The organism is Bacillus sp. JZ105, assembly GCF_053903125.1.
In genome coordinates this window covers 3,186,239-3,208,248 of the sequence record NZ_CP096387.1, presented here as the reverse complement: position 1 = coordinate 3,208,248, position 22,010 = coordinate 3,186,239, and the positions used below count along the sequence as shown (strand labels likewise).

Genomic DNA, 22,010 nt, shown 5'->3' with positions numbered 1-22,010 from the left:
TGTCTCTCTATTTTTCAAAATGATAGTGCGCACTATCATTTTAATCATAGGATTAATTGGATGTTATTGTCAAAGACGGAAAGACCTATCTTTACAAAGGGGACAATCTCACTAATTTCCTTCTATTTCTAAAACAAAAGTCTCCGAACATGGAGAAAAAAGGCGAAATTGAAAACTGTGAATTGTTCAATATGCCAATCTTTACTATAATCAAGGAAGTAGACCATGAAGAGGGAGGGTTTTTGTGATTACAAAAGCCATATTTGCACTAGTTTTTCCTTTCTTGCTCGTTATTTTATTTTCAAAGGTTACTTATAATCATTACGTGGGCATTGCGTTAACAGCAGCGCTTTTATTTGCTTCGTACATGAAGGGCTATACAGAAACCTACTTTATTGTAGGATTAGATATTATTTCTTTAGTTGCTGGGGCTTTGTTTATGGCTAAGAAAGAAATCGAAAAAAGAGAAAAGGCTGAAAAAAACCAATGATGTCACCACCATCAAAACAAGAGCTGTGCTTACGATTTCTAGTAAGCACAGCTTTCTTTTTCTGCTCATCGAATATCTCACTCCAAAATGTTCCATACTGAAAGGAAGGTTCTCTTAAGAGGGTTATTTGGCATGGGAGAGAGGGTATGACTGTATTGGAAATAAAAATCAAGTAAGAGCCGAACTTTAGTTCGTATTTTTGTGTTCTTTTATGATAATATATTCATTAGATAGATTTCGTAAACGAAACGGAGGCTTTGATGTGAGTGACCGCTTTGAATTAGTTTCTAACTATCAGCCCCAAGGAGATCAGCCAAAGGCGATTGAAAAGCTTGTTGAGGGGATCCATCAGGGGAAACAGCATCAAACGCTGTTAGGTGCTACAGGTACGGGAAAGACCTTTACTGTCTCCAACCTGATCAAAGAAGTGAACAAACCGACACTTGTCATTGCACATAATAAGACACTTGCCGGTCAGTTATACAGCGAATTCAAGGAATTTTTTCCGAATAACGCTGTTGAGTATTTTGTAAGTTACTATGATTATTATCAGCCAGAGGCATATGTGCCTCAGACCGATACATTTATTGAGAAGGATGCCAGCATCAATGATGAGATTGATAAGCTGAGACACTCGGCTACGTCCTCGTTATTTGAAAGAAGAGATGTCATCATCATTGCCAGTGTGTCCTGTATTTATGGCTTAGGTTCGCCAGAGGAATATAGAGAGCTTGTGCTGTCTTTGCGTACTGAAATGGAGATTGAACGCAATCAGCTCCTTCGTAAGCTGGTGGATATTCAGTATTCTCGTAATGATATAGATTTTCAGCGCGGAACTTTCCGAGTCCGAGGAGATGTCGTTGAGATTTTTCCTGCTTCACGAGATGAGCATTGTATCAGAGTGGAGTTTTTCGGTGATGAAATTGAACGTATTCGTGAAGTGGATGCGCTGACTGGAGAAATACTTGGTGATCGTGATCATGTGGCGATTTTCCCAGCATCTCACTTCGTCACAAGAGAAGAAAAAATGGAAAAAGCCATTATCAATATTGAACAAGAGCTAGAAGAACAGCTTGAAAAGCTTCGTGAAAATGGAAAATTGCTTGAAGCGCAGCGCCTTGAACAGCGGACAAGATATGACCTTGAGATGATGAGAGAGATGGGCTTTTGTTCAGGAATTGAGAATTATTCAAGACATCTGACCTTGCGTCCTCCTGGTTCAACACCGTACACACTGCTTGATTATTTCCCAGATGATTTTATGATTGTTGTCGATGAGTCGCATGTGACGATTCCGCAAATCCGCGCCATGTACAACGGGGACCAAGCGAGAAAGCAAGTGTTGGTTGATCACGGATTCCGCCTGCCATCAGCACTTGATAACAGACCGCTCACCTTTGATGAGTTTGAAAAGCATATCCATCATATTGTGCATGTATCAGCAACGCCTGGTCCATACGAGCTTGAGAAAACACCAGAGGTTGTGGAACAAATTATTCGTCCAACAGGATTACTTGATCCAATCATTGAAGTCCGTCCGATTGAAGGACAAATTGATGACTTAATCGGAGAAATTCATGCACGAATTGAGAAAAATGAACGTGTGCTCGTGACCACACTGACGAAGAAAATGTCTGAGGATCTCACAGATTACTTAAAAGAAATCGGAATCAAGGTGAATTACCTGCATTCAGAAATTAAGACCCTTGAGCGGATTGAGATTATCCGTGATCTGCGTCTCGGTAAATATGATGTGCTTGTTGGAATCAACCTTCTACGTGAAGGACTGGATATTCCAGAAGTGTCGCTCGTGGCCATTTTAGATGCGGATAAAGAAGGCTTTTTGCGCTCTGAAAGATCCCTCATCCAGACGATTGGCCGTGCAGCGAGAAATGCAGAAGGCCGGGTCATTATGTATGCAGACAATATGACGAAATCGATGGACATTGCGATTCAAGAAACGAAGCGAAGACGAGAACAGCAAGAAGCATATAACGAGAAATTCGGGATTACCCCGCAAACGATCCATAAGAAAATTCGAGATGTCATTAAGGCAACAAAGATACATGAGGATTCAGAAGAATACGAAACAAAAGCAGCACCAAAGCTGTCGAAAATGAGCAAAAAAGAACGAGAAAAAGTGATCGAAAAAGTCGAGATGGAAATGAAAGATGCAGCAAAAGCGCTTGATTTTGAAAAAGCAGCAGAATTAAGAGATTTATTGCTAGAGCTAAAAGCGGAAGGATGATTGCCTGATGGCTATGGAACGAATAGAGGTGAAAGGTGCTAGAGCCCACAACCTTAAAAATATTGATGTCAATATCCCGCGTGACCAGCTAGTGGTCATTACGGGATTATCTGGTTCAGGAAAGTCGTCGCTTGCCTTTGATACCATTTATGCAGAAGGTCAGCGCAGATACGTTGAATCTCTTTCAGCGTATGCACGCCAATTTCTTGGGCAGATGGATAAACCGGATGTAGATGCCATCGAAGGTCTTTCTCCGGCGATTAGTATTGACCAGAAAACGACGAGCCGAAACCCTAGATCAACAGTTGGTACTGTCACTGAAATTTATGATTACTTGCGTCTCTTGTATGCTCGAGTCGGAAAACCTATTTGTCCTATACATGGAATTGAAATTACGTCACAAACGATTGAGCAGATGACAGATCGTATTTTAGAGTATCCTGAAAGAACGAAATTACAAGTGCTTGCGCCAGTTGTATCCGGCCGCAAAGGAACACATGTGAAAGTGCTTGATCAAATTCGGAAGCAGGGCTATGTACGAGTGAGAGTCGATGGAGAGATGGAGGATCTTTCAGAAGATATCGAGCTTGAAAAGAACAAGAAGCATTCCATTGAAGTAGTCATTGATCGAATTGTCGTGAAGGAAGGCGTTGCTGCTCGGCTGTCTGACTCCCTTGAAACGGCGCTGCGGCTTGGCGAAGGCCGGGTGATGATTGATGTGATTGGACAAGAAGAGCTGTTATTCAGCGAACATCATGCTTGTCCGCACTGCGGGTTCTCTATTGGTGAACTTGAGCCGAGAATGTTTTCATTTAATAGTCCTTTTGGTGCCTGCCCGAGCTGTGATGGGCTCGGTTCAAAACTGGAAGTCGACCCTGAACTTGTCATTCCTAATAAAGATCTGACTTTACGGCAGCATGCCATTGCACCATGGGAGCCGCAAAGCTCGCAATACTATCCGCAGCTTCTTGAGGCTGTTTGTACACATTATGGCATTGACATGGACATTCCAGTGAAAGATATCCCATCGCATTTATTTGATAAAATTTTATATGGAAGCGGATCTGAACGGATTTATTTTAAATATGAAAATGATTTTGGTCAGGTACGTGAAAATGAAATTGAGTTTGAAGGCGTTCTTCGTAATATTGAACGGCGTTATAAGGAAACCAGCTCTGATTATATTCGTGAACAAATGGAAAAATATATGGCCAATCAGCCATGCCCGACATGTAAAGGATATCGTCTGAAAAAAGAAACGCTGGCGGTTCTCATCAATGGCAAGCATATCGGAGAAATTACCGATTTGTCTGTCTCTGATGCCCTTGATTTCTATGAAAAAATTGAGTTGTCTGAGAAAGATTTGCAGATTGCCCAGCTCATTTTACGTGAAATCAAAGAGCGTTTGTCCTTCTTAAATAATGTGGGCTTAGATTATCTGAATTTGAGCCGGTCCGCTGGCACACTATCAGGTGGAGAGGCGCAGCGGATTCGCCTGGCAACTCAAATCGGCTCAAGGCTGACAGGTGTTCTTTATATATTAGATGAACCATCCATTGGTCTGCATCAGCGCGATAATGACCGGTTGATCGGGACGTTGAAAAATATGCGTGACATCGGGAACACACTGATTGTCGTGGAGCATGATGAAGATACCATGCTAGCCGCTGATTATTTAATAGATATTGGACCTGGAGCAGGAGTTCATGGAGGAGAAGTGATTTCAGCTGGAACGCCAGAAGAAGTCATGAAGGACCCGAAATCCTTAACAGGCCAATATTTATCAGGTGAGAAATTTATTCCGCTGCCAATTGAGAGAAGAAAGCCTGACGGCCGCTATATTGAGATAAAAGGTGCAAAAGAAAACAACTTGAAAAACGTGAATGCGAAGTTCCCTCTGGGCGTCTTTACAGCTGTGACCGGAGTATCCGGCTCAGGAAAAAGTACGCTTGTGAATGAAATTCTATTAAAATCACTTTCACAAAAATTGCACAGAGCGAAGGCGAAGCCAGGGCAGCACAAAGAAATCAAAGGAATGGATCATTTGGATAAGGTCATTGATATTGATCAATCTCCAATTGGCCGTACACCAAGATCCAACCCTGCCACGTATACAGGTGTCTTTGATGATGTGCGGGATGTGTTTGCACAGACCAACGAAGCAAAGGTGCGAGGCTATAAAAAAGGCAGATTCAGCTTTAACGTCAAAGGCGGCCGCTGTGAGGCGTGCCGCGGAGATGGCATCATTAAAATTGAAATGCACTTTTTGCCAGATGTGTATGTGCCTTGTGAAGTATGTCACGGGAAACGTTATAACCGCGAAACACTCGAGGTCACATATAAAGGGAAAAACATTGCTGATGTGCTTGAAATGACTGTGGAGGACGCACTCCAATTTTTCGAGAATATCCCGAAAATTAAGCGGAAGCTTCAAACGATTTATGATGTTGGGCTAGGATACATTACACTTGGACAGCCTGCAACGACATTGTCCGGAGGAGAGGCGCAGCGCGTGAAATTGGCATCTGAGCTTCACCGCCGTTCAAACGGAAGGTCTCTTTATATTTTGGACGAACCGACAACAGGACTGCATGTGGATGATATTGCCCGTTTATTAAAGGTGCTTCAGCGTTTGGTTGAAAACGGAGATACGGTGTTGGTCATTGAGCACAACCTTGATATTATCAAGGCTGCTGATTATCTCGTTGATCTCGGACCAGAAGGCGGTGCAGGCGGCGGCACGATCATTGCCTCTGGCACTCCTGAGCACATTGCAAAAGAAGAAGCATCTTACACAGGTCAATACTTGAAGCCTATTTTAGAGCGTGACCGTAAACGCATGAAACAATTGGTTAAAGAAACGGAAAGTGTGACTTCTTCATAAAGAAAACCCCTCGATAAGAGGGGTTTCAGCGTGTAGACAAACCCTCGCATTCTTTGTCAGTCCTGCGCGCTGGTGCTCACGAATGTCAAATTCGCTCCGCGCCAGTGCTCGTCCTTCCTAGGGCTGCAAAGGTTTTCTATCACGCTGAAAAGAAGACAAAGGGCTAAAATGATCTTGATTTTAGCCCTTTGTCAACAATCTGAAACCCCTTGATAAGAGGGGTTTTTCTTTTACTGCACATCTTCCTTCGGCATTAAATTACTGAGGTGCGTTAAATCCTTTAAAATATGGGTGCTGCTGCTGTCGAGCAGTACCTTTAAATAACGGATATCACCATACTTTGGATGAGACGGATGAATGGTCTCAAGCTCCTTGATCATATCGCTGTTCATGCTTTTCTGTTTCTGTATAAGGTCTAAAAGCGTTTGAGCCGTGTGATTTGATTTATGATGATCTGTCAAAATAATTACCCCCTATAATGATAATCACCATCTTTTCAACATATTTTAAAGGGTAATCTGTGAAGAATCTACTCTTAGGTGCAAAAAGAAATAATTTGTGTCTAAGGTCATATGTAAATCGAATGATTTTGAAACTTTTTATACGCAATAAACGTATGAGTTAGAAAGGGATTTTCGTTATGAAGGAGCGAATATATATGAATAGAGATCAGTCGATTATTGCTTCTATTTGTTATTTTAGTGTATTATTTATGCCGTTTATCGTACCGATCGTGGCGTTTTTTGTAGTAGATCAAAAGGAAACGAAGCGGCACGCATTGCGGGCATTATGGTCACATCTTTTGCCGGTCGCAGCGTGCATTCTGTTGATTTTTGGGTCTATCCCATTTTTATTGACGACACAGGCAGGTGACTCGCTCATTCCAGTCATGACGGTGTTCATCTTGTCCTTTTTAGTAGTCATTGGCTTTTTGATCTCTGTCATTTGGAATATCATTCAAGGTATTAAAGTACTTCAATCCATCAAATCTTAGGAGGGCTTTGTATGAATGAAAAAGAACGAATTTTAAAATTAGTAGAAGACGGAGTATTATCAGCAAAAGAAGCAATTACGCTGCTGGAAAAACTAGAAGAAGGTCAGTCAGTTTCATTAGAAAAGTCTACGGCTGATCACACCTTTCATGAAGAAAAAGCTGGAGCAGAGAGCAAAGGAAACGGCACCGAAAATCTTGGAGCGAAGCTGTTTGGCTGGTTAGACTCTGCGGTGAAAAAGGTAAAAGACGTGGATCTTGATTTGAACTTTGGACAGTCCGTTGATGTTGAGCACATTTTTCAGTTCAAGGACGCATCGCTTTCCCATTTAGATATTCAATTGGCGAACGGCAGCCTCAATGTGATGCCTTGGGACGATCGAGATATTCGAGCAGAGTGTCATGCAAAAATTTACCGTGCAGAGGATGGAGAGCAGGCTAGACAGCAATTTCTCAATCAATTGGACTGCGGGCTTGAAGGAGATAAATTTTTTATTCGAACCGAAAAGAAGACGATGAAAGTCAATGTTACATTATACGTACCGCGTATCCAATATGATAAGATCAAGGTCAAGCTGTTTAATGGGCCGATTCGCGGGGAAAAGCTAAAGACAAAAGAACTTGCCGCAAAAACGACAAATGGTGTTGTCTCTTTTGCTTCGTTACAAGCAGAAAAAGTCGGAATAGAAACAGCAAATGGACAAATCAAACTGGCAGATCACGAGTGTGGTATGATTGAAGTAGAAACGATCAATGGGCTCATAGACCTGCGCGGGAAAAGTGAATCAATTGATGCTCAAAGCTTTAATGGAAATATTGCTGTTCAGCTGTCAGATGAAAAGTGCCGTTCCATCTATGCGAAAACGACAACAGGCAGTGTGGACGTTCAGATTCCGCGTGCATGTGCAGTGACCGCTGAGCTGAAAAGCAATCTCGGGTCTATCTCTCACGATTTACTTGATGCAGAGATGATTAAAGAAAAAAATGAAACATTACAAAAAGAGAAAATGATCAAAGCCAATCAACAAGCGGTGCACAGTATATCCATTTTTGCAGAAACAAAAACAGGCTCAATACAAGTAAAGCACCAATCAGACAAGGAGTGATTCTACATGAAGAAGCTTTATCGTTCAGCAACAGATAAAAAAATAGCGGGTGTTGTTGGTGGACTTGCGGAATATCTAAATGTGGATGCATCCCTGCTTCGCATTTTAACCGTCATCCTCGGATTTTTGACAGCATTTATGCCGATCTTCCTGATCTACTTCATCTGGTATTTTGTTGTTCCGGAAGAAGGCACTAAATAAATGCTTAGATGGATCGTCAGTATTTTAGTAAATGCATTACTTTTAATCGTCATTGCTGGATATTTTGATTCGGGCATTCTGCCTGGGCTCGGGAGCGTGTATATTGAAGGTTTTGGCGCAGCCATTGTGGCAAGTATCGTTTTGTCCTTGCTCAATATTTTAGTGAAGCCGTTTTTGATCATTTTAACGCTTCCAGTGACCGTTCTCTCACTAGGCTTGTTCTTATTTGTCATCAATGCGGTTACACTCATGATGACATCGAGCTTTATGGGAGATAGCTTTAACATTGATGGATTCGGAACGGCCATTTGGATGGCTGTCATTTTATCCATTTTCCATCTGTTGATACAAAAAGGAATTGTAGAGCCGTTAGCGAAAAAAAGCTAACGGTTTTTTTGTGCAAATTTGCATCGTTTCTCCGTTCCATCTGACATAAAAACGACCTTCACGAGACACAATATCCGAAGGGAGGCGGTGCAAGATGGTGAACGTAAGCAGACAAATCATGCTTTTATGTTTTTTTATCATTCTTTTTTGTTTCAGTCAGCCTGCTTCAGCAGGACCTTTTCTTCAAACAGAAGTGAATGTACCGGACAAGCCTTTTTCGCCTTTTATCTTTGACCAATTTCATGTGGACGTCCGACCGGTTCTAGGAAAAAGCCATGATCTACAGTTTCGTGCGTCCATTAGTGACCAAGAACAGATTTTGTCTGCGAACTTGTATTATAAACAAAGTGATGAACTGGGGTACCGCTTGATTCCAATGGAACGGCTGCCAGGGATGAAGCCAGAATTTACAGCGAAAATTCCGCCAGATCAATTATGGAATCCAACCGTTCGTTACTATACAGAGTTCCTTACGCAAAAATCAGTAATCAAAACGGCAGAGAAGTCGGTTCATTTAAATGGATTTGAAGAAGATCTTTCACATATTCCGGACTTATTCATCACAGAAATGGTCGTCAATTCAAAAAACCGAAAAGGCAAAGATGCTTTTGAGTTTATCGAAGTGTATAACACGACACATGCGCCTATCTCTCTTAAACATTATCAGCTCCGCTACCGCAATCCTGCACAGGGCATCGAAATGGATGATGTATATTCCTTTCACACTAATCCAGTCACCATTTCACCTGGAAAACCTTATGTATTTTGGCTGAGAAAAAAAGGGCAGGAGCATTTAACGGCAGCGGACTTTAATGCCATGTACAAAAGCCAATTAAAAGAGGGCGAGCATCTATCCATTATTGAGAGCAAAGGGCTGTCCAACTCTAAATCTCGTCTTGTTTCGATCACAACAAATATAGGTGAAGAAATGTCTTCTGCCGCATTTCGTTTGAAGCCATCATGGTTTAGCGAGCATAAATCCTTGCTGTTTAAGTATCCAATGGATGGTACAACGCAGACGAAGCTGATTTCGAAAATTGAGGAAGAACCCACTCCAGGCAAAGTGCTAAAAGCACAAATTCCATCTGAGAAAAAGGAAATTTCTCAAGATATCCATAAACCTGTAATTGAAGATATGACGGTAAGGAAACCGGTGAAACCAACTGAAAGTGTAGAGATTAAAGCAGATGTCCAAGATGATCAGGCTGTAAAAACCGTCAAGCTGCGCTATCGGACGAATCGAAAAGATCCGTTTAAGGAAATCCTGCTGCAAAAAGACCATAATGACCGGTTATTTCATCATATTATTTATTCACCTGAGTTGATTGGGAAAGAACAATTGGAATATCAGCTTGAAGCGTCAGACGGCGAAAATGAAACCAAGACGTTGAAAAAAACGATTGATGTGGAGCAGGTCAGCAAAGCCCACGGTCTCCGGTTCAATGTAGAAGAGGGAGATACGGTATCAGGTTTATTTTCATTAAAGGCAACGTCTGATCAGAAAAAAAACATCGAATTGCGAATAGATGGAAAACGGAATCAGCAAGTATCCTCTGCCCTTGAAGCAGATCCATATATCGCATTTGATGTCAAAGGAACAAATTTATATTTTAAAAATGGTGTGTCTATTGGTAAGCGTTTACTTTCTATTTTTGATGATTCGACAAAAGTATACCGTACCTATACAATGCCAATACCCGAAGAAGAGATAAAAAAGGCAGGTCTCCAAACGATCTCTATCCACGCTGGCACAAAGTCTTCTCCGGTGGACCGGCTGCCTGGAGAGAATCATGATGATTTTGAATTGAAAAACGTCAGGATGATCTTATCAAATGGAACACAAATTCCGCCAATCAATGCGAAGCCGCAAAAAGAATGGAGAATGGGAGACAGCGGGAACGCAAAAAAGGTGAGAACGTTTCAATTTGAGATTCCAAAAGAGGCGTATGTTTCAACCTATATAAAGTGGGACACAAAAAGGCTGAAAGAAGGGCCGCACCTGATTGAAGCCAAAACCTCAGACGAACACGCTTCAGTACGTGTGAAAGTTGATAACACTGGGCCGAGAATTAAGACCAACGTCCAAACAAAAGATCAATATAAAGGCGCCTTTACCTTAAAAGCAAAAGTAACGGATCGCTGGAGTGACATAGAGGAGTTGAAGGCATATGTAGATGGCAAGCCAGTTTCTTTGCCATATCAGACGTCCTCTAGTGAATTAAAGCCTGGGAAGCACACGTTTACGATCAAAGCAAAAGACGCAGCTGGGAACATGTCGACGTTAAAAAAAGAGTTCAAGACGGTACATGAGCATCCTGAAACACCAGAGCGGGTGGCAGATAAGACGAAAACGAAATCATCAAAACAAACTGTGCTAACCAAGGATCCAACGAATGATAAGTTAGATTACTCTTTTTATCGTGCCTATCAATATACATCGCTGCATCCTTCAATGAAGATTTTTAAGTATGCAGCAGAGACAGAACCGCCTAAGAGTTATCTCCAAAAAGGAGAAATGATTTTTTCTGATCAAGAAAGGAACCGCATTGCATTTGTTGATGGGAAGGCAGTTGAAACGAAGGATTTACAGCGTTTTCCTTATCATCGTTTTCAAATTAAGGTTCATCATGATGTACGTGAAAAGGATGTCGTCGAAGCGGTATGGAAAGGGAGTTCATTGTCAGGGAGAAAGGTGACAATGTACGCATGGAATCACCAGCAGGAAAAGTGGGATAAAATCACTCATCACTTTGCCAAGGATCAAAAGGAATTTTACCTGAAAGGGCTGCTGTCAGTCAGACAGTACATGAAAAATCAAACGTTTGATTTGCTAATACAGGATGAAATCAGCAAATCGCAAAAGCCGTATAAGATGATATGGATGTCTGACACTCAATATTATGCAAAGAGCTATCCTCATATCTTTAAACAAATGGTCGAATGGATCAGAGATCAAAGGGAAAAATTAAACATTCAATATGTGTTCCATACAGGCGATATTGTGGATGATTCAAAGGATAAGCAATGGCACCGTGCTGATACATTTATGCGTGTATTGGATCAGAATCACATTCCCTATGGGGTTTTAGCAGGAAATCATGATGTTAGACACAAGGACGGTTTATATGCGGAATATGGGAAATATTTCGGGGAAAAACGCTTTGCTGATAAACCTTACTATGGTGAATCCTATCGAAACAATAAAGGTCATTATGATCTCATCTCTGCCGGCGGTAATGATTATATGATGGTGTACATGGGCTGGGGGATTAAGCAAGATGAAATTGATTGGTTAAACCGTGTCATTTCTGAACATCCAGATCGTATCGTCATTTTAAATTTCCATGAGTATTTGTTAGTGAGCGGCAACCGGAGCCCGATTGGCGACCTCATCTTCCACCAAGTGGTGAAACGCCATCCTAATATTGTGGCCGTATTTAGCGGCCATTACCATGGAGCAAGCAGGAAAGTAGATGAGCTTGATGATGATCATGATGGAAAAGTAGACAGGAAAGTATATCAGATCCTCGCCGATTACCAGTCAGGACCTGAAGGTGGTCAAGGGTTTATGAGGGTTATAACAGCCGATCAAGAAAAAAATCAACTTCATTTTACGACATACTCTCCTTACTTGAATCAAGAGCATTTTTATGATCTTAAAACGTATGGAGATCAGGATGAATTTTCAATCGATGTAGATTTGACACCGAAAATGAAATCTGTCAAAACCAATTATTTTGAACTCAATGTGTATACGAATGTTCTTCTAGGAGAAGTGCGCGGTATAAAAAGCGGCAAAAAAGCGAGCTTTGAGTGGAAGGGCTTAAAGCCAAATGAAGATTATTATTGGTACACTGTAGCAAAAGATCGTTTTCAAGGAAAAGCCATTTCACCAATATGGAAAATTCATACAAAAGATGATGGCGAAACAAAATTTCTTAGGAAATAAAAAAACAGTGCTCCGTGTCAGGGGCACTGTTTATCTTTCCATTGTATGAATGAGCTTATAACGATCCCCTCTATAAACGGAAACAACATACTCAAATGGAATGTCTTGTTGAAAAAAAGTCGTTCTTGTTATGGACAGCACAGGGTCTCCTGCTAGAATAGACAGCAAGTGTGCTTCTTCCCTTGAGGCAACATTTGCTTCAAGCTCCTGTTTGGCATGAGCAATAACTTGGCCAGTGTGAGTTTCTATATATTCATATAAAGAGCCAGTTAAATGTTCCTTTGTTAAATCTCCTGCAAATCTTTCAGGTATATAGCTCGTTTCAATCGCCATCGGTTCATCATTTGCAAGGCGTATTCGTTTTAGTTCAAATACAGCATCACCATTTGACAGATGTAAGACTGGCAGCAAGTGCTCTGGACATGCGTTTTTTTTAAAGTCAATCAGCTGGCTTGATGCTTTGAGCCCTCGCTGGCGCATATCCTCTGAAAAGCTTGTTAAGCCTTGAAGCGGCTGTTCAAATTTTTTTCGGCTTACAAAGGTGCCTTTTCCTTTTTGTCGATACAAATATCCTTCGTTCACAAGATTCGATAAGGCTTGTCTGACAGTCATTCGACTAATACCAAAGCGTTCGGCATATTCTCTTTCAGAAGGAATGAGTGTATCAGGTGCTAATGTTCCATCCTCAATCTGTTTTTTCAGGTTCTCCATAATCTGATGGTACATCGGAATAGGTGACTGCTTATCAATAAACATGTGAAAATCCTCTCGTTTTTAGCGTAGTGATCCAGCTTCTCGATCAATCAAGACCGTTACATCTTCATGAAGTTTCAGTGCAGACGCTGGGAAGTCCGGATGAATCTCTGCCTGTTCTAAATATTGTATCACTTTCGCTTTTGATTTTCCTGAAGCAAGAAGGAGAATCTTTTTACTTGAAAGAATGCTCGCAATTCCCATTGTGATGGCATGTGTAGGTACCTCATCAATAGAAGAAAAGTATCTTGCGTTAGCCTGTCTCGTGTTTTCATCTAACTGCACGACATGCGTTTTTGAGTTGAAAGAGGTACCTGGTTCGTTAAAACCGATATGCCCATTTTGACCGATTCCAAGGAGCTGAAGATCGATGCCGCCTGTATCCTCAATGAGCTGGTCATATCTTAAGCATTCCTTTTCTAAATGAGCTGCATTGCCATTTGGAAGAAAATACTGATCGTGAGGGAGATCAATATGGTCAAATAAATGACGTTTCATGTAGGTCATATAACTATTTTCGTGTTCTGGATTGAGTCCTGCATATTCATCTAAATTGATTGTTTTTGTTTGCTTGAAAGACAATTGATGCGCTTGATGAAGTTGAATTAACTCTTTGTAAGTTTCAATAGGTGTACCGCCCGTTGCTAGGCCGAGTACGGCATCGGGTTTAGCAGCTATTGTCCTTGCAATAATGGCAGCTGCTTCTTTTCCTAATTGATCTTTGCTTTCAAATTCGATGATGTTCATGAGTGGTTGGCCTCCTTTTTTTCAAAGACGATTTGTCCACGGCAGATCGTCATCATCAGTTCACCAGATTCATCCCAAATCACCAGATCTGCTAGTTTTCCAACTTCGATGGAACCGAGCTGCTGATCAAGTCCCAGCTGAGCGGCCGCATTGGTTGAGGTCATTTTCGCAATCTCTGTCCACTCACAATTTGTGAGCTGTTTCATCCGTTTGACGCCATCTTTCATTCGCAAAATTGATCCCGCAAGTGTACCATCGTCCAGCAATGCTTTTTCTCCGCTGACTGTGACCGTCTGACCGCCAAATTCGTACGTTCCATTCCCGAGTCCTTTTGCACGCATCGAGTCTGTGATCATGATTAAACGATCACTGCCTTTTGCCAAATACGCAAGCTTGATGGAAAGAGGATGGGAGTGAATCCCATCTGTGATCAGCTCGGTATAAAGGTTCTCATTCGTAAGAGCAGCACCTACAGCATTCGGTTCACGATGCTGAAACGAACTCAGTGCATTATAAAGGTGCGTTACATGGCGTGCACCATGCTTAGCTGCTAAATTGATCATGTCATGATGGGCATTCGTATGTCCAATAGAAGGGATCATGTTCTTTTCCTGTAACAGGGAAAGAAAAGCAAAATCTGTGTCTTCTTCAGGCGCAAACGTGACAATTCGAATGAGCTGATCAGCTGCATCCAGCCATTTTTTAAAAAGCGGAATATCGGGCTGTTTAATCCATTGAACAGGCTGTGCCCCTGCCTTATCTTTAGAAATAAATGGACCTTCGAGGTGGATTCCTATACATTGTGCCTGACTTCCTGCTCGTTCTTCATTACTTTGTTTCCACTGAGCGACATTTTTAAGTGCCTGCTCAATCTCATGATGATTCTGTGTGATGGTTGTCGCTAAAAAACTTGTCGTTCCTTCGGAAGGAAGGTTGTCAGCAAGTGTATTCATTGCTTCGGCTGTCGCATCCATCATGTCTGCACCATATCCGCCATGAATGTGAATATCAATCATTCCAGGGAGTAAATAAAAGTTTTCCCGGGAAATATATACTTTTTCATAATTTCCTGTCGGTGGTGATGTTGAAATATAGTCAATCTTGCCATCGCGTAAACCGACAAAACCGTTTTCAATGATCTTTGTCTTTGTCACAATATGAATATTGGAGAGCAATAAAGAACCGCTCATGTTTGAGCCCCCTTATTCGTTATCTTTCATTAAGTTTACTCTTTTTAAGTATAGTTGTCTATACCAGTTGGGGCGGTGAAACAGGAACAGGATAAAATACTGTTTTGGGTTCATCATTGAAAGTGATAAAATAGAGCTGTATTTCTGAATCGCCTGTGATAAAAGGAGGAAGAAGCGTGCCGAAAGTTCGTACGAAGGACATAATGGAACAATTTCATCTTGAATTGGTAAGTGGGGAAGAAGGGATTAATCGTCCCATTACCATCAGTGATCTTTCCAGACCAGGTATTGAAATGGCTGGTTATTTTACATATTACCCAAAAGAAAGAGTTCAACTTTTAGGGAAAACAGAGCTTTCTTTTTTTGAACAGCTCCCAGAACGCGAACGAAAGCAGAGAATGATGTCTCTTTGTACAGATATTACCCCTGCCATTATTTTGTCACGAGATCGTGATGTCCCGAAGGAATTAATCGAAGCATCAAATGAAAATGGCGTGCCCGTTTTACGATCTAGCCTAAAAACGACAAGACTTTCGAGTCGATTGACCAACTTTTTAGAAAGTAAGCTTGCACCAACGACTGCCATTCATGGTGTGCTCGTAGATGTATATGGTGTAGGTGTATTATTAATTGGGAAAAGCGGAGTAGGAAAAAGTGAAACAGCCTTAGAATTAGTGAAGAGAGGACATCGGCTGGTCGCAGACGATTGCGTGGAAATCCGTCAAGAGGATCAGGATACGTTAGTCGGGAGCGCACCTGAGCTGATTGAACATCTTTTAGAAATCCGCGGGTTAGGCATTATTAATGTGATGACCTTATTTGGAGCAGGCGCTGTCAGAAGCTATAAGAGAATTACGATTGTAATGAACCTTGAACTTTGGGAACAGGGCAAACAGTATGATCGTTTAGGACTTGAAGAAGAGAAAATGCGCATCATCGATACAGATGTGCCGAAGCTGACGATCCCTGTGCGGCCAGGACGAAACTTAGCGGTCATCATTGAGGTGGCTGCGATGAACTTCAGGCTGAAACGTATGGGACATAATGCAGCGGAACAATTTACAAGTAAACTTGCCGATGTCATTGAAGACAATGGCCAGGATGAATAGGAGTTGACTATATGAACGAAGCAATTCAGCCAATTGATCCGATTGCTTTTCACCTCGGACCTATTTCGGTTCATTGGTATGGTGTGATTATTGGGGTCGGGGCCTTGCTTGGACTTTGGCTTGCACTGAGAGAATGTGAAAAAAGAGGAATCAATAAAGATATGTTTATTGACTTAATCTTATTTGCCATTCCTATAGCGATTATTTGTGCCCGAATTTATTATGTATCCTTCGAATGGGATTACTATCAGCAGCACCCAAACGAAATCATTAAGATTTGGAATGGTGGAATTGCGATTCACGGCGGGCTGATCGGTGCCGTGCTGACAGCCATCATTTTTACAAAAGTGAGAAAGGTATCCTTTTGGAAAATAGCTGATGTCGCAGCACCTAGTATTTTACTAGGGCAGGCCATTGGGCGCTGGGGGAACTTTATTAACCAAGAAGCACACGGTGAGGCGGTTTCAAGAACCTTTTTAGAAAATTTGCATCTGCCGGAGTTTATCATTAATCAAATGTATATTGATGGGACCTATTATCACCCGACGTTCTTATACGAATCATTATGGAATCTTGTTGGTGTTGTCATCTTGATTTTATTACGCAGAACTTCGCTGCGCAGAGGCGAAATCTTCTTGTCTTATTTAATTTGGTATTCAATCGGCCGTTTCTTCATTGAAGGGATGAGAACAGACAGCTTAATGCTGACAGAGCACCTTCGAATCGCACAGATGATTTCGATTGCGATATTTGCAGTGGCTGTTCTACTGATTTTCTTTAGAAGAATGAAAGGATACGCATCGATTCCGTATAAAGAGAACAGCTCATCGAATTAAGCAGGGGGGGCAGAAGAGATGGGAGAGACATGGAAAAACGGCTTGAAAGCAGGGCTGTCGACAACTTGGACACTTGGTAAAGTCATCTTTCCAGTGACCATTCTCGTCAGTATCTTGCAGCATACGCCTGTTATGGATTGGCTCATCCGATTCATTCAGCCATTTATGGGGCTGTTTGGTCTTTCGGGGGAAGCGGCTATTCCGCTTGTATTAGGAAATATGCTGAATTTGTATGCGGGGATTGCTGCCATTTTGACATTAGAGCTTCCTGTGAAGGAAGTGTTTATTTTGGCAGTGATGCTGTCCTTTTGCCATAACTTGATCATCGAATCGACAGTGGCAGCAAAGGTTGGACTGAGAGTATCTGTGATTTTGCTGGTCAGAATCAGTCTTGCTGTTATGTCGGCTATTGTCATTCATCTCGTTTGGCATGGAGGCGAGGAACCGGCGCAATATGGACTGCTTAGTGCAGCTCAGGCGGCTGATGTGCCTTCCAGCTGGTACATGATCGTCCTTCTTGCTATACAAAAAGCAGTACTCGGTGTGCTGCAGCTTGCCTGTATCGTTATCCCGCTCATGATCATCATTCAATTCATGAGAGATTTAGGCTGGCTTCATACACTGTCTAAGTGGCTGTCACCTTTTACTAGAATGCTTGGAATGAAAGAAAATACGTCTATGACGATGGTGGCTGGATTAACAATTGGTCTGGCGTATGGAGCCGGTGTGATGATGAAGGCAGTGGAAGAGGACGGTGTGAGTAAAAAGGACTTAACTCTCGCCTTTATTTTTCTCGTTGCCTGCCATGCGGTGGTTGAAGATACGCTGGTTTTTATTCCACTTGGTATTCCAGTATGGCCGCTTCTTGTGATCCGCCTGATTTCTGCAATTTTATTGACAGCTGCCATTAGCTATATTTGGCGGAAGCGGGAACATGCAGCTGTTAGAAAGGAAGCCATATGAACGAATCAACGATCAACACAGTGCTATTTGATTTAGATGGCACATTAATCAATACAAATGAATTAATTATTGCTTCATTTCAGCATACGCTGGATCATTATTACCCTGGCCAGTACAGCCGTGAGGATATTCTTCATTTCATTGGTCCGTCCTTGTTTGATACATTTTCTGCGATGGACCCTGATTTGACAGATGACATGATTCAGATGTACCGCACGTTTAACCATAAGCAGCATGATCTGCTTGTGACTGAATATGAGACCGTTTTAGACACATTGAAAGTCCTGCAGGATCGAGGATTTAAGCTCGGTATTGTCACAACGAAGATACGGGATACGGTTTTAATGGGATTGAAGCTGACCGGTTTAGAGCCGTTCTTTGAGGTCATTGTGACGCTCGATGATGTCCAAAATGAGAAGCCGCATCCGGAGCCTGTTCAGCTGGCATTATCAAAGCTTGGCAGTGATCCGCATGAAGCGGTGATGGTCGGTGATAATTATCACGACATTTTGTCTGGTCAAGCGGCAGGGACAAAAACGGCAGGTGTGGCTTGGTCGATTAAGGGAGAAGAGGCCCTTTTAAATCATCGCCCTGATTTCATGCTGAAGAAAATGAGTGATCTCCTGGCGATTGTTGGAGCTGATTAAGTTGAGAAAAACAGATCGTTATCCTGTAAAAGGGGTCAATTCGCTGCGGCAAGTCTATCGGACAGTTCCCTTTTTCAAAGTGGTGAAAAACTTTATTTTTATTCAAATGGCAAGGTACACGCCTTTTATGGGAATGAAAAATTGGATTTACCGGACCTTTCTTCGTATGAAGGTCGGCGAGGGTACGGCGTTTGCCTTAATGGTGATGGTTGATCTGATGTTTCCTGAGAAAATCACTGTCGGTCGAAATAGTGTGATCGGTTATAACACGACCATTTTGACCCATGAGTATTTGATTAAAGAGTACAGACTTGGGGAAGTCTATATTGGTGATGAAGTCTTAATTGGAGCTAATTCAACTATTTTACCTGGTGTGACCATTGGGGATGGAGCGATCGTATCGGCTGGTACACTTGTTCATAAGGATGTGCCAGCAGGCTCATTTGTTGGAGGAAATCCAATGCGCATGATTTATACGAAGGAAGAAATGGAAGCACGTCAATCTACGTCTGCTGAGTAGCTCGGCAGACTTTTTTGTTGACAATGTGACATGGTGTAACTATAATGATTACAACAGAGGTGAGAAAACATGAAAATCAGCAGCAGATTTACTGTCGCTGTCCATATTCTGGCCTTGCTATCACTTGAAAAAGGATCATTACAGACATCGGAGGATATCGCGGGAAGTGTGAATACAAACCCAGTAGTCATTCGCCGCATTATGAGTAAATTAAAAAAAGCAGGCCTAATCTCAACGAGTCTTGGCAAAGGTGGTTCTCAGCTGAACCGCAGTGAAGACGACATCACACTGCTCGATGTGTATAAAGCGGTTGAAGTCGTGGATGAGGGAGAATTGTTTCAAATTCATGAAAGCCCAAATCCTGACTGTCCGATCGGTGCAAATATTCAAGCGGTGCTTGAATTAATTTTATGCCGCGCTCAAAACGCGATGGAGCAAGTACTTGCTGAGATCAAATTAAGTGAACTAACGCATGTGCTAATCAAAAAAATTGGATGATCTATTCAATTTTTTTTACCTCTGTTGTAACCGAATTAGTTACATCTTTCTTGATCAACATAAAATCATATTGCAGGAGGAGTTAACATGAAAATTGGAATTATTGGCGCAACAGGTAAAGCAGGACAAGAAATTGTGAAAGAGGCTCAATCAAGAGGACATGAAGTAACGGCAATCGTCCGTGATGCACAAAAGGTGACAGATTCATCTCTAGCTGTTCTTGAGAAGGATGTGTTTCACTTGCAAGCAGAAGACATCAAAGGCTTTGATGTGATTGTAAATGCATTTGGCGCACCTGCTGGAAAAGAGCATCTTCACGTAGAAGCTGGGAAAAAGCTGATCGATATTTTAAAAGAGGCACCTGAGACTCGTTTGATCGTTGTGGGCGGAGCAGGAAGTCTATTTGTAGATGAGGCGAAAACAACAAGACTAGTGGACACATCAGAGTTTCCTAAAGAATTTGTTGCTACGGCTTCACAGCAAGGAGAAAACCTAAAAGATCTTCAACAGACAGAGGGATTAAAATGGACCTTCCTCAGCCCAGCTGCATTCTTTAATCCAGCTGGCAAACGTACAGGTTCTTACGTGAAAGGGAAAGACCATCTGATTGTCAATTCTAAAGGTGACAGCTATGTGAGCTATGCTGACTACGCCATTGCACTTGTTGATGAAGTGGAGCAGGCAGCTCATGTTGGAGAACGTTTTACCGTTGTATCTGAAGCTGAATAAGCAGTTCATGGCCGCCTAAAAATGATAAATGGGGAGTCTAACGTATGATTGATCTTTCATTTGAACGCATGAAAACAAAAGAAGCGAACAATGATGCGTATGACGACTTTGCGAAGGTTCATCAACTTCAAGTGAACGGCTATCCTACACTTTTATTAAAAAGAGAGGATGAATACTTCAGCCTGGGCGGAGGTGCAATGACGGCTGAAAAGCTTGAAGACCGCCTGAAGGAATTACTAGAAAATGAAGCAATAAAAACAACCTCTACGTGAATAGAGGTTGTTTCAGACCGTAGACAAACCCCACTTTTACTTCAATTAAAAGTGGGGTTTTCACATTTTTTGATAAAAATATCATGTGTTTTACGCTGGACATGGTCCTTTCCATGTCCAGTTTGCTAGCTTTTTAAGGTTCATGGCAGCGAAAGTAAGCATCGCTTGCATTGAAACTTTTTTTAGTCCACGAAGTTTCGTCCAACGCATACCATGCTTTTCTTTGGCATCCGCAAAAACGCGTTCAATTGTTTCTTTCCGTTTTGCATAGATGCTCTTATTTATTTCAGTGAGTCTTAGGTTGTCTGCTTCATCTAGGTAATCCTGCCAAATATGCCGATGAATTTGTTTGGTATGATTTTGACTTTGTGTACAGTTATCTAAAAACGAGCAGGACTTACATACTTCTGAGTCGGACGCATATTGCTTATAGCCTTCTCTAGTCGTTGTACGATAGGAGAGAATTTGCCCGTTGGGGCAAATGTAACAATCAAAATATGCATCATACACGTATTCATTCTTTTTCAAATAACCAGCTTTTGTTTTTGGACGAGTGTAAGGCATGACTGGTCTTATCTCTTGATCCATTAAAAACTTAGCGATGTAAGGTGTTTTATATCCAGCATCTACTGCGACTACATTTGGTTTTCCGATTTTCTCTGTCACCTTTGATACGAGTGAATCTAACATACGACTATCATGAACATTGCCACCTGTGACCAGTGATCCTAGAATAAATCCTTTTGAATCACAAGCTGTATGAAATGAATAAGCAAATGACTTTTCACGTTCATCCTTTACATAGTAGCCACTCTCTGGGTCAGTTGTACTGACCTTGATTTCTTTTATTTCTTCTTTATTCTGAAGGGGTAAAGGCTTTTTTCCATGTTCTTCACGATCAATATTAATTTCCTCATGAAGCTGATTTTGATAACTTCTCGTCTCAACTCGAACGATTTTCTTTTCAAGTTTTTTCTTATTGGCATTCGCTTTGACATGTGTTGAATCAATGAAGGCGACAGAAGGGTCAACGAGGCCTTTTTTCATCGCTTCTCTTAAGATTCGATAAAAAATTTGTTCGAATAAATCTGTATCGTGGAAACGTCTCACGTAGTTTTTACCGAAGGTAGAAAAGTGCGGAATTTTCTCCGAAAATCCATACCCAATAAACCAACGATAAGCCACATTGGTTTCAATTTCTTTAATCGTTTGACGCATGGAGCGAATGCCAAATAGATATTGGATCAAAACCATTTTAATGAGAACAACGGGGTCCACACTTGGTCTGCCATTGTCGGAACTATAATGATCTTTGACAAGATCATAAACGAAGTCAAAATCGATTGCTTGATCTATTTTCCGTACAAGATGATCTTCAGGCACTAATTCATCTAATGCCACTACTTCTAATTGATTTCTTCTTTCTTCTTCACGTTTCGATAACATGTTCATCCCCCACAGAAATGTTAATACCCTTATTATACAAAAAA

Annotated in this window: 21 protein-coding genes; 16 read left to right on the top strand and 5 right to left on the bottom strand. The window is 41.6% G+C overall.

The features are described 5' to 3' along the window. The first annotated feature begins 244 nt into the window (after window positions 1-244). The 3 genes from M1D81_RS16585 to uvrA all read left to right on the top strand — a co-directional run bounded on the left by M1D81_RS16585 (window position 245) and on the right by uvrA (window position 5,622). Complete coding sequence (locus tag M1D81_RS16585; protein WP_034281059.1) at window positions 245-490, top strand: CsbA family protein; 246 nt, start codon at window positions 245-247, stop codon at window positions 488-490. Window positions 491-752: 262 nt separating this feature from the next. After that, window positions 753-2,738, top strand: coding sequence for an excinuclease ABC subunit UvrB (uvrB, locus tag M1D81_RS16580; RefSeq protein WP_456266311.1), 1,986 nt, complete (start codon window positions 753-755; stop codon window positions 2,736-2,738). Between the two features lie 7 nt (window positions 2,739-2,745). Further along, window positions 2,746-5,622, top strand: a complete 2,877-nt coding sequence (uvrA, locus tag M1D81_RS16575) for an excinuclease ABC subunit UvrA (protein ID WP_034623782.1) — start codon at window positions 2,746-2,748, stop codon at window positions 5,620-5,622. Between the two features lie 230 nt (window positions 5,623-5,852). Here uvrA and M1D81_RS16570 read toward each other — a convergent pair whose 3' ends face one another. Further along, on the bottom strand, window positions 5,853-6,083 hold the full coding sequence (locus tag M1D81_RS16570; protein WP_456266312.1) for a hypothetical protein: 231 nt from the start codon (window positions 6,081-6,083) through the stop codon (window positions 5,853-5,855). A 197-nt stretch (window positions 6,084-6,280) separates the two neighbouring features. On the opposite strand from M1D81_RS16570, the gene M1D81_RS16565 reads away from it, so the two are divergent. From M1D81_RS16565 to M1D81_RS16545, 5 genes are all read left to right on the top strand, one after another. Beyond that, window positions 6,281-6,616 (top strand): hypothetical protein, encoded by a 336-nt coding sequence (locus M1D81_RS16565; RefSeq protein ID WP_024427655.1) that lies wholly within the window; start codon window positions 6,281-6,283, stop codon window positions 6,614-6,616. 11 nt (window positions 6,617-6,627) lie between these two features. Next, window positions 6,628-7,719 (top strand): DUF4097 family beta strand repeat-containing protein, encoded by a 1,092-nt coding sequence (locus tag M1D81_RS16560; protein WP_024423579.1) that lies wholly within the window; start codon window positions 6,628-6,630, stop codon window positions 7,717-7,719. A 6-nt stretch (window positions 7,720-7,725) separates the two neighbouring features. Beyond that, the gene (locus tag M1D81_RS16555) at window positions 7,726-7,920 is read left to right on the top strand and encodes a PspC domain-containing protein (protein WP_456266313.1); all 195 of its coding nucleotides are present in this window, start codon (window positions 7,726-7,728) and stop codon (window positions 7,918-7,920) included. Further along, window positions 7,921-8,307: a phage holin family protein gene (locus tag M1D81_RS16550; protein WP_456266314.1), complete on the top strand. Its 387-nt coding sequence runs from the start codon at window positions 7,921-7,923 to the stop codon at window positions 8,305-8,307. A gap of 94 nt (window positions 8,308-8,401) precedes the next feature. After that, complete coding sequence (locus M1D81_RS16545) at window positions 8,402-12,256, top strand: metallophosphoesterase (protein WP_456266315.1); 3,855 nt, start codon at window positions 8,402-8,404, stop codon at window positions 12,254-12,256. A gap of 30 nt (window positions 12,257-12,286) precedes the next feature. On the opposite strand, the gene M1D81_RS16540 is transcribed toward M1D81_RS16545, so the two are convergent. Genes M1D81_RS16540 through nagA form a run of 3 tightly spaced genes read right to left on the bottom strand, consistent with a single transcriptional unit; the run spans window position 12,287 to window position 14,946 of the window. Next, on the bottom strand, window positions 12,287-13,012 hold the full coding sequence (locus tag M1D81_RS16540) for a GntR family transcriptional regulator (protein WP_456266316.1): 726 nt from the start codon (window positions 13,010-13,012) through the stop codon (window positions 12,287-12,289). Window positions 13,013-13,030: 18 nt separating this feature from the next. Continuing rightward, on the bottom strand, window positions 13,031-13,756 hold the full coding sequence (gene nagB, locus M1D81_RS16535) for a glucosamine-6-phosphate deaminase (RefSeq protein WP_456266317.1): 726 nt from the start codon (window positions 13,754-13,756) through the stop codon (window positions 13,031-13,033). Then, entirely contained in the window at window positions 13,753-14,946 is a 1,194-nt protein-coding gene (gene nagA, locus M1D81_RS16530; protein ID WP_456266318.1) for an N-acetylglucosamine-6-phosphate deacetylase, read from the bottom strand. Before nagA ends, nagB begins: the two co-directional genes overlap by 4 nt. A gap of 176 nt (window positions 14,947-15,122) precedes the next feature. Here nagA and hprK point away from each other — a divergent pair, with 176 nt between their 5' ends. The 8 genes from hprK (at window position 15,123) to M1D81_RS16490 (ending at window position 20,520) form a co-directional block, all read left to right on the top strand. Beyond that, window positions 15,123-16,055 carry an HPr(Ser) kinase/phosphatase gene (hprK, locus tag M1D81_RS16525; protein WP_024423572.1) on the top strand — a complete coding sequence of 311 codons (933 nt, stop codon included), beginning with the start codon at window positions 15,123-15,125 and terminating at the stop codon, window positions 16,053-16,055. An 11-nt stretch (window positions 16,056-16,066) separates the two neighbouring features. Beyond that, window positions 16,067-16,891, top strand: coding sequence for a prolipoprotein diacylglyceryl transferase (lgt, locus tag M1D81_RS16520; RefSeq protein ID WP_456266319.1), 825 nt, complete (start codon window positions 16,067-16,069; stop codon window positions 16,889-16,891). Between the two features lie 18 nt (window positions 16,892-16,909). After that, window positions 16,910-17,854, top strand: a complete 945-nt coding sequence (locus M1D81_RS16515; protein WP_456266320.1) for a nucleoside recognition domain-containing protein — start codon at window positions 16,910-16,912, stop codon at window positions 17,852-17,854. Further along, window positions 17,851-18,501 carry a pyrophosphatase PpaX gene (gene ppaX / locus M1D81_RS16510; protein WP_456266321.1) on the top strand — a complete coding sequence of 217 codons (651 nt, stop codon included), beginning with the start codon at window positions 17,851-17,853 and terminating at the stop codon, window positions 18,499-18,501. The genes M1D81_RS16515 and ppaX overlap by 4 nt, the downstream gene beginning before the upstream one ends. Window position 18,502: 1 nt before the next feature. Then, window positions 18,503-19,021, top strand: a complete 519-nt coding sequence (locus M1D81_RS16505) for an acyltransferase (protein ID WP_456266322.1) — start codon at window positions 18,503-18,505, stop codon at window positions 19,019-19,021. Window positions 19,022-19,090: 69 nt separating this feature from the next. Beyond that, entirely contained in the window at window positions 19,091-19,519 is a 429-nt protein-coding gene (locus M1D81_RS16500; RefSeq protein WP_456266323.1) for an Rrf2 family transcriptional regulator, read from the top strand. 87 nt (window positions 19,520-19,606) lie between these two features. After that, entirely contained in the window at window positions 19,607-20,248 is a 642-nt protein-coding gene (locus M1D81_RS16495; RefSeq protein WP_456266324.1) for an NAD(P)-dependent oxidoreductase, read from the top strand. A 44-nt stretch (window positions 20,249-20,292) separates the two neighbouring features. Then, complete coding sequence (locus tag M1D81_RS16490; RefSeq protein WP_456266325.1) at window positions 20,293-20,520, top strand: hypothetical protein; 228 nt, start codon at window positions 20,293-20,295, stop codon at window positions 20,518-20,520. A gap of 90 nt (window positions 20,521-20,610) precedes the next feature. On the opposite strand, the gene M1D81_RS16485 is transcribed toward M1D81_RS16490, so the two are convergent. Further along, the gene (locus tag M1D81_RS16485; protein WP_456265168.1) at window positions 20,611-21,966 is read right to left on the bottom strand and encodes an IS1182-like element ISBpu1 family transposase; all 1,356 of its coding nucleotides are present in this window, start codon (window positions 21,964-21,966) and stop codon (window positions 20,611-20,613) included. Between the last annotated feature and the right edge of the window lie 44 nt (window positions 21,967-22,010).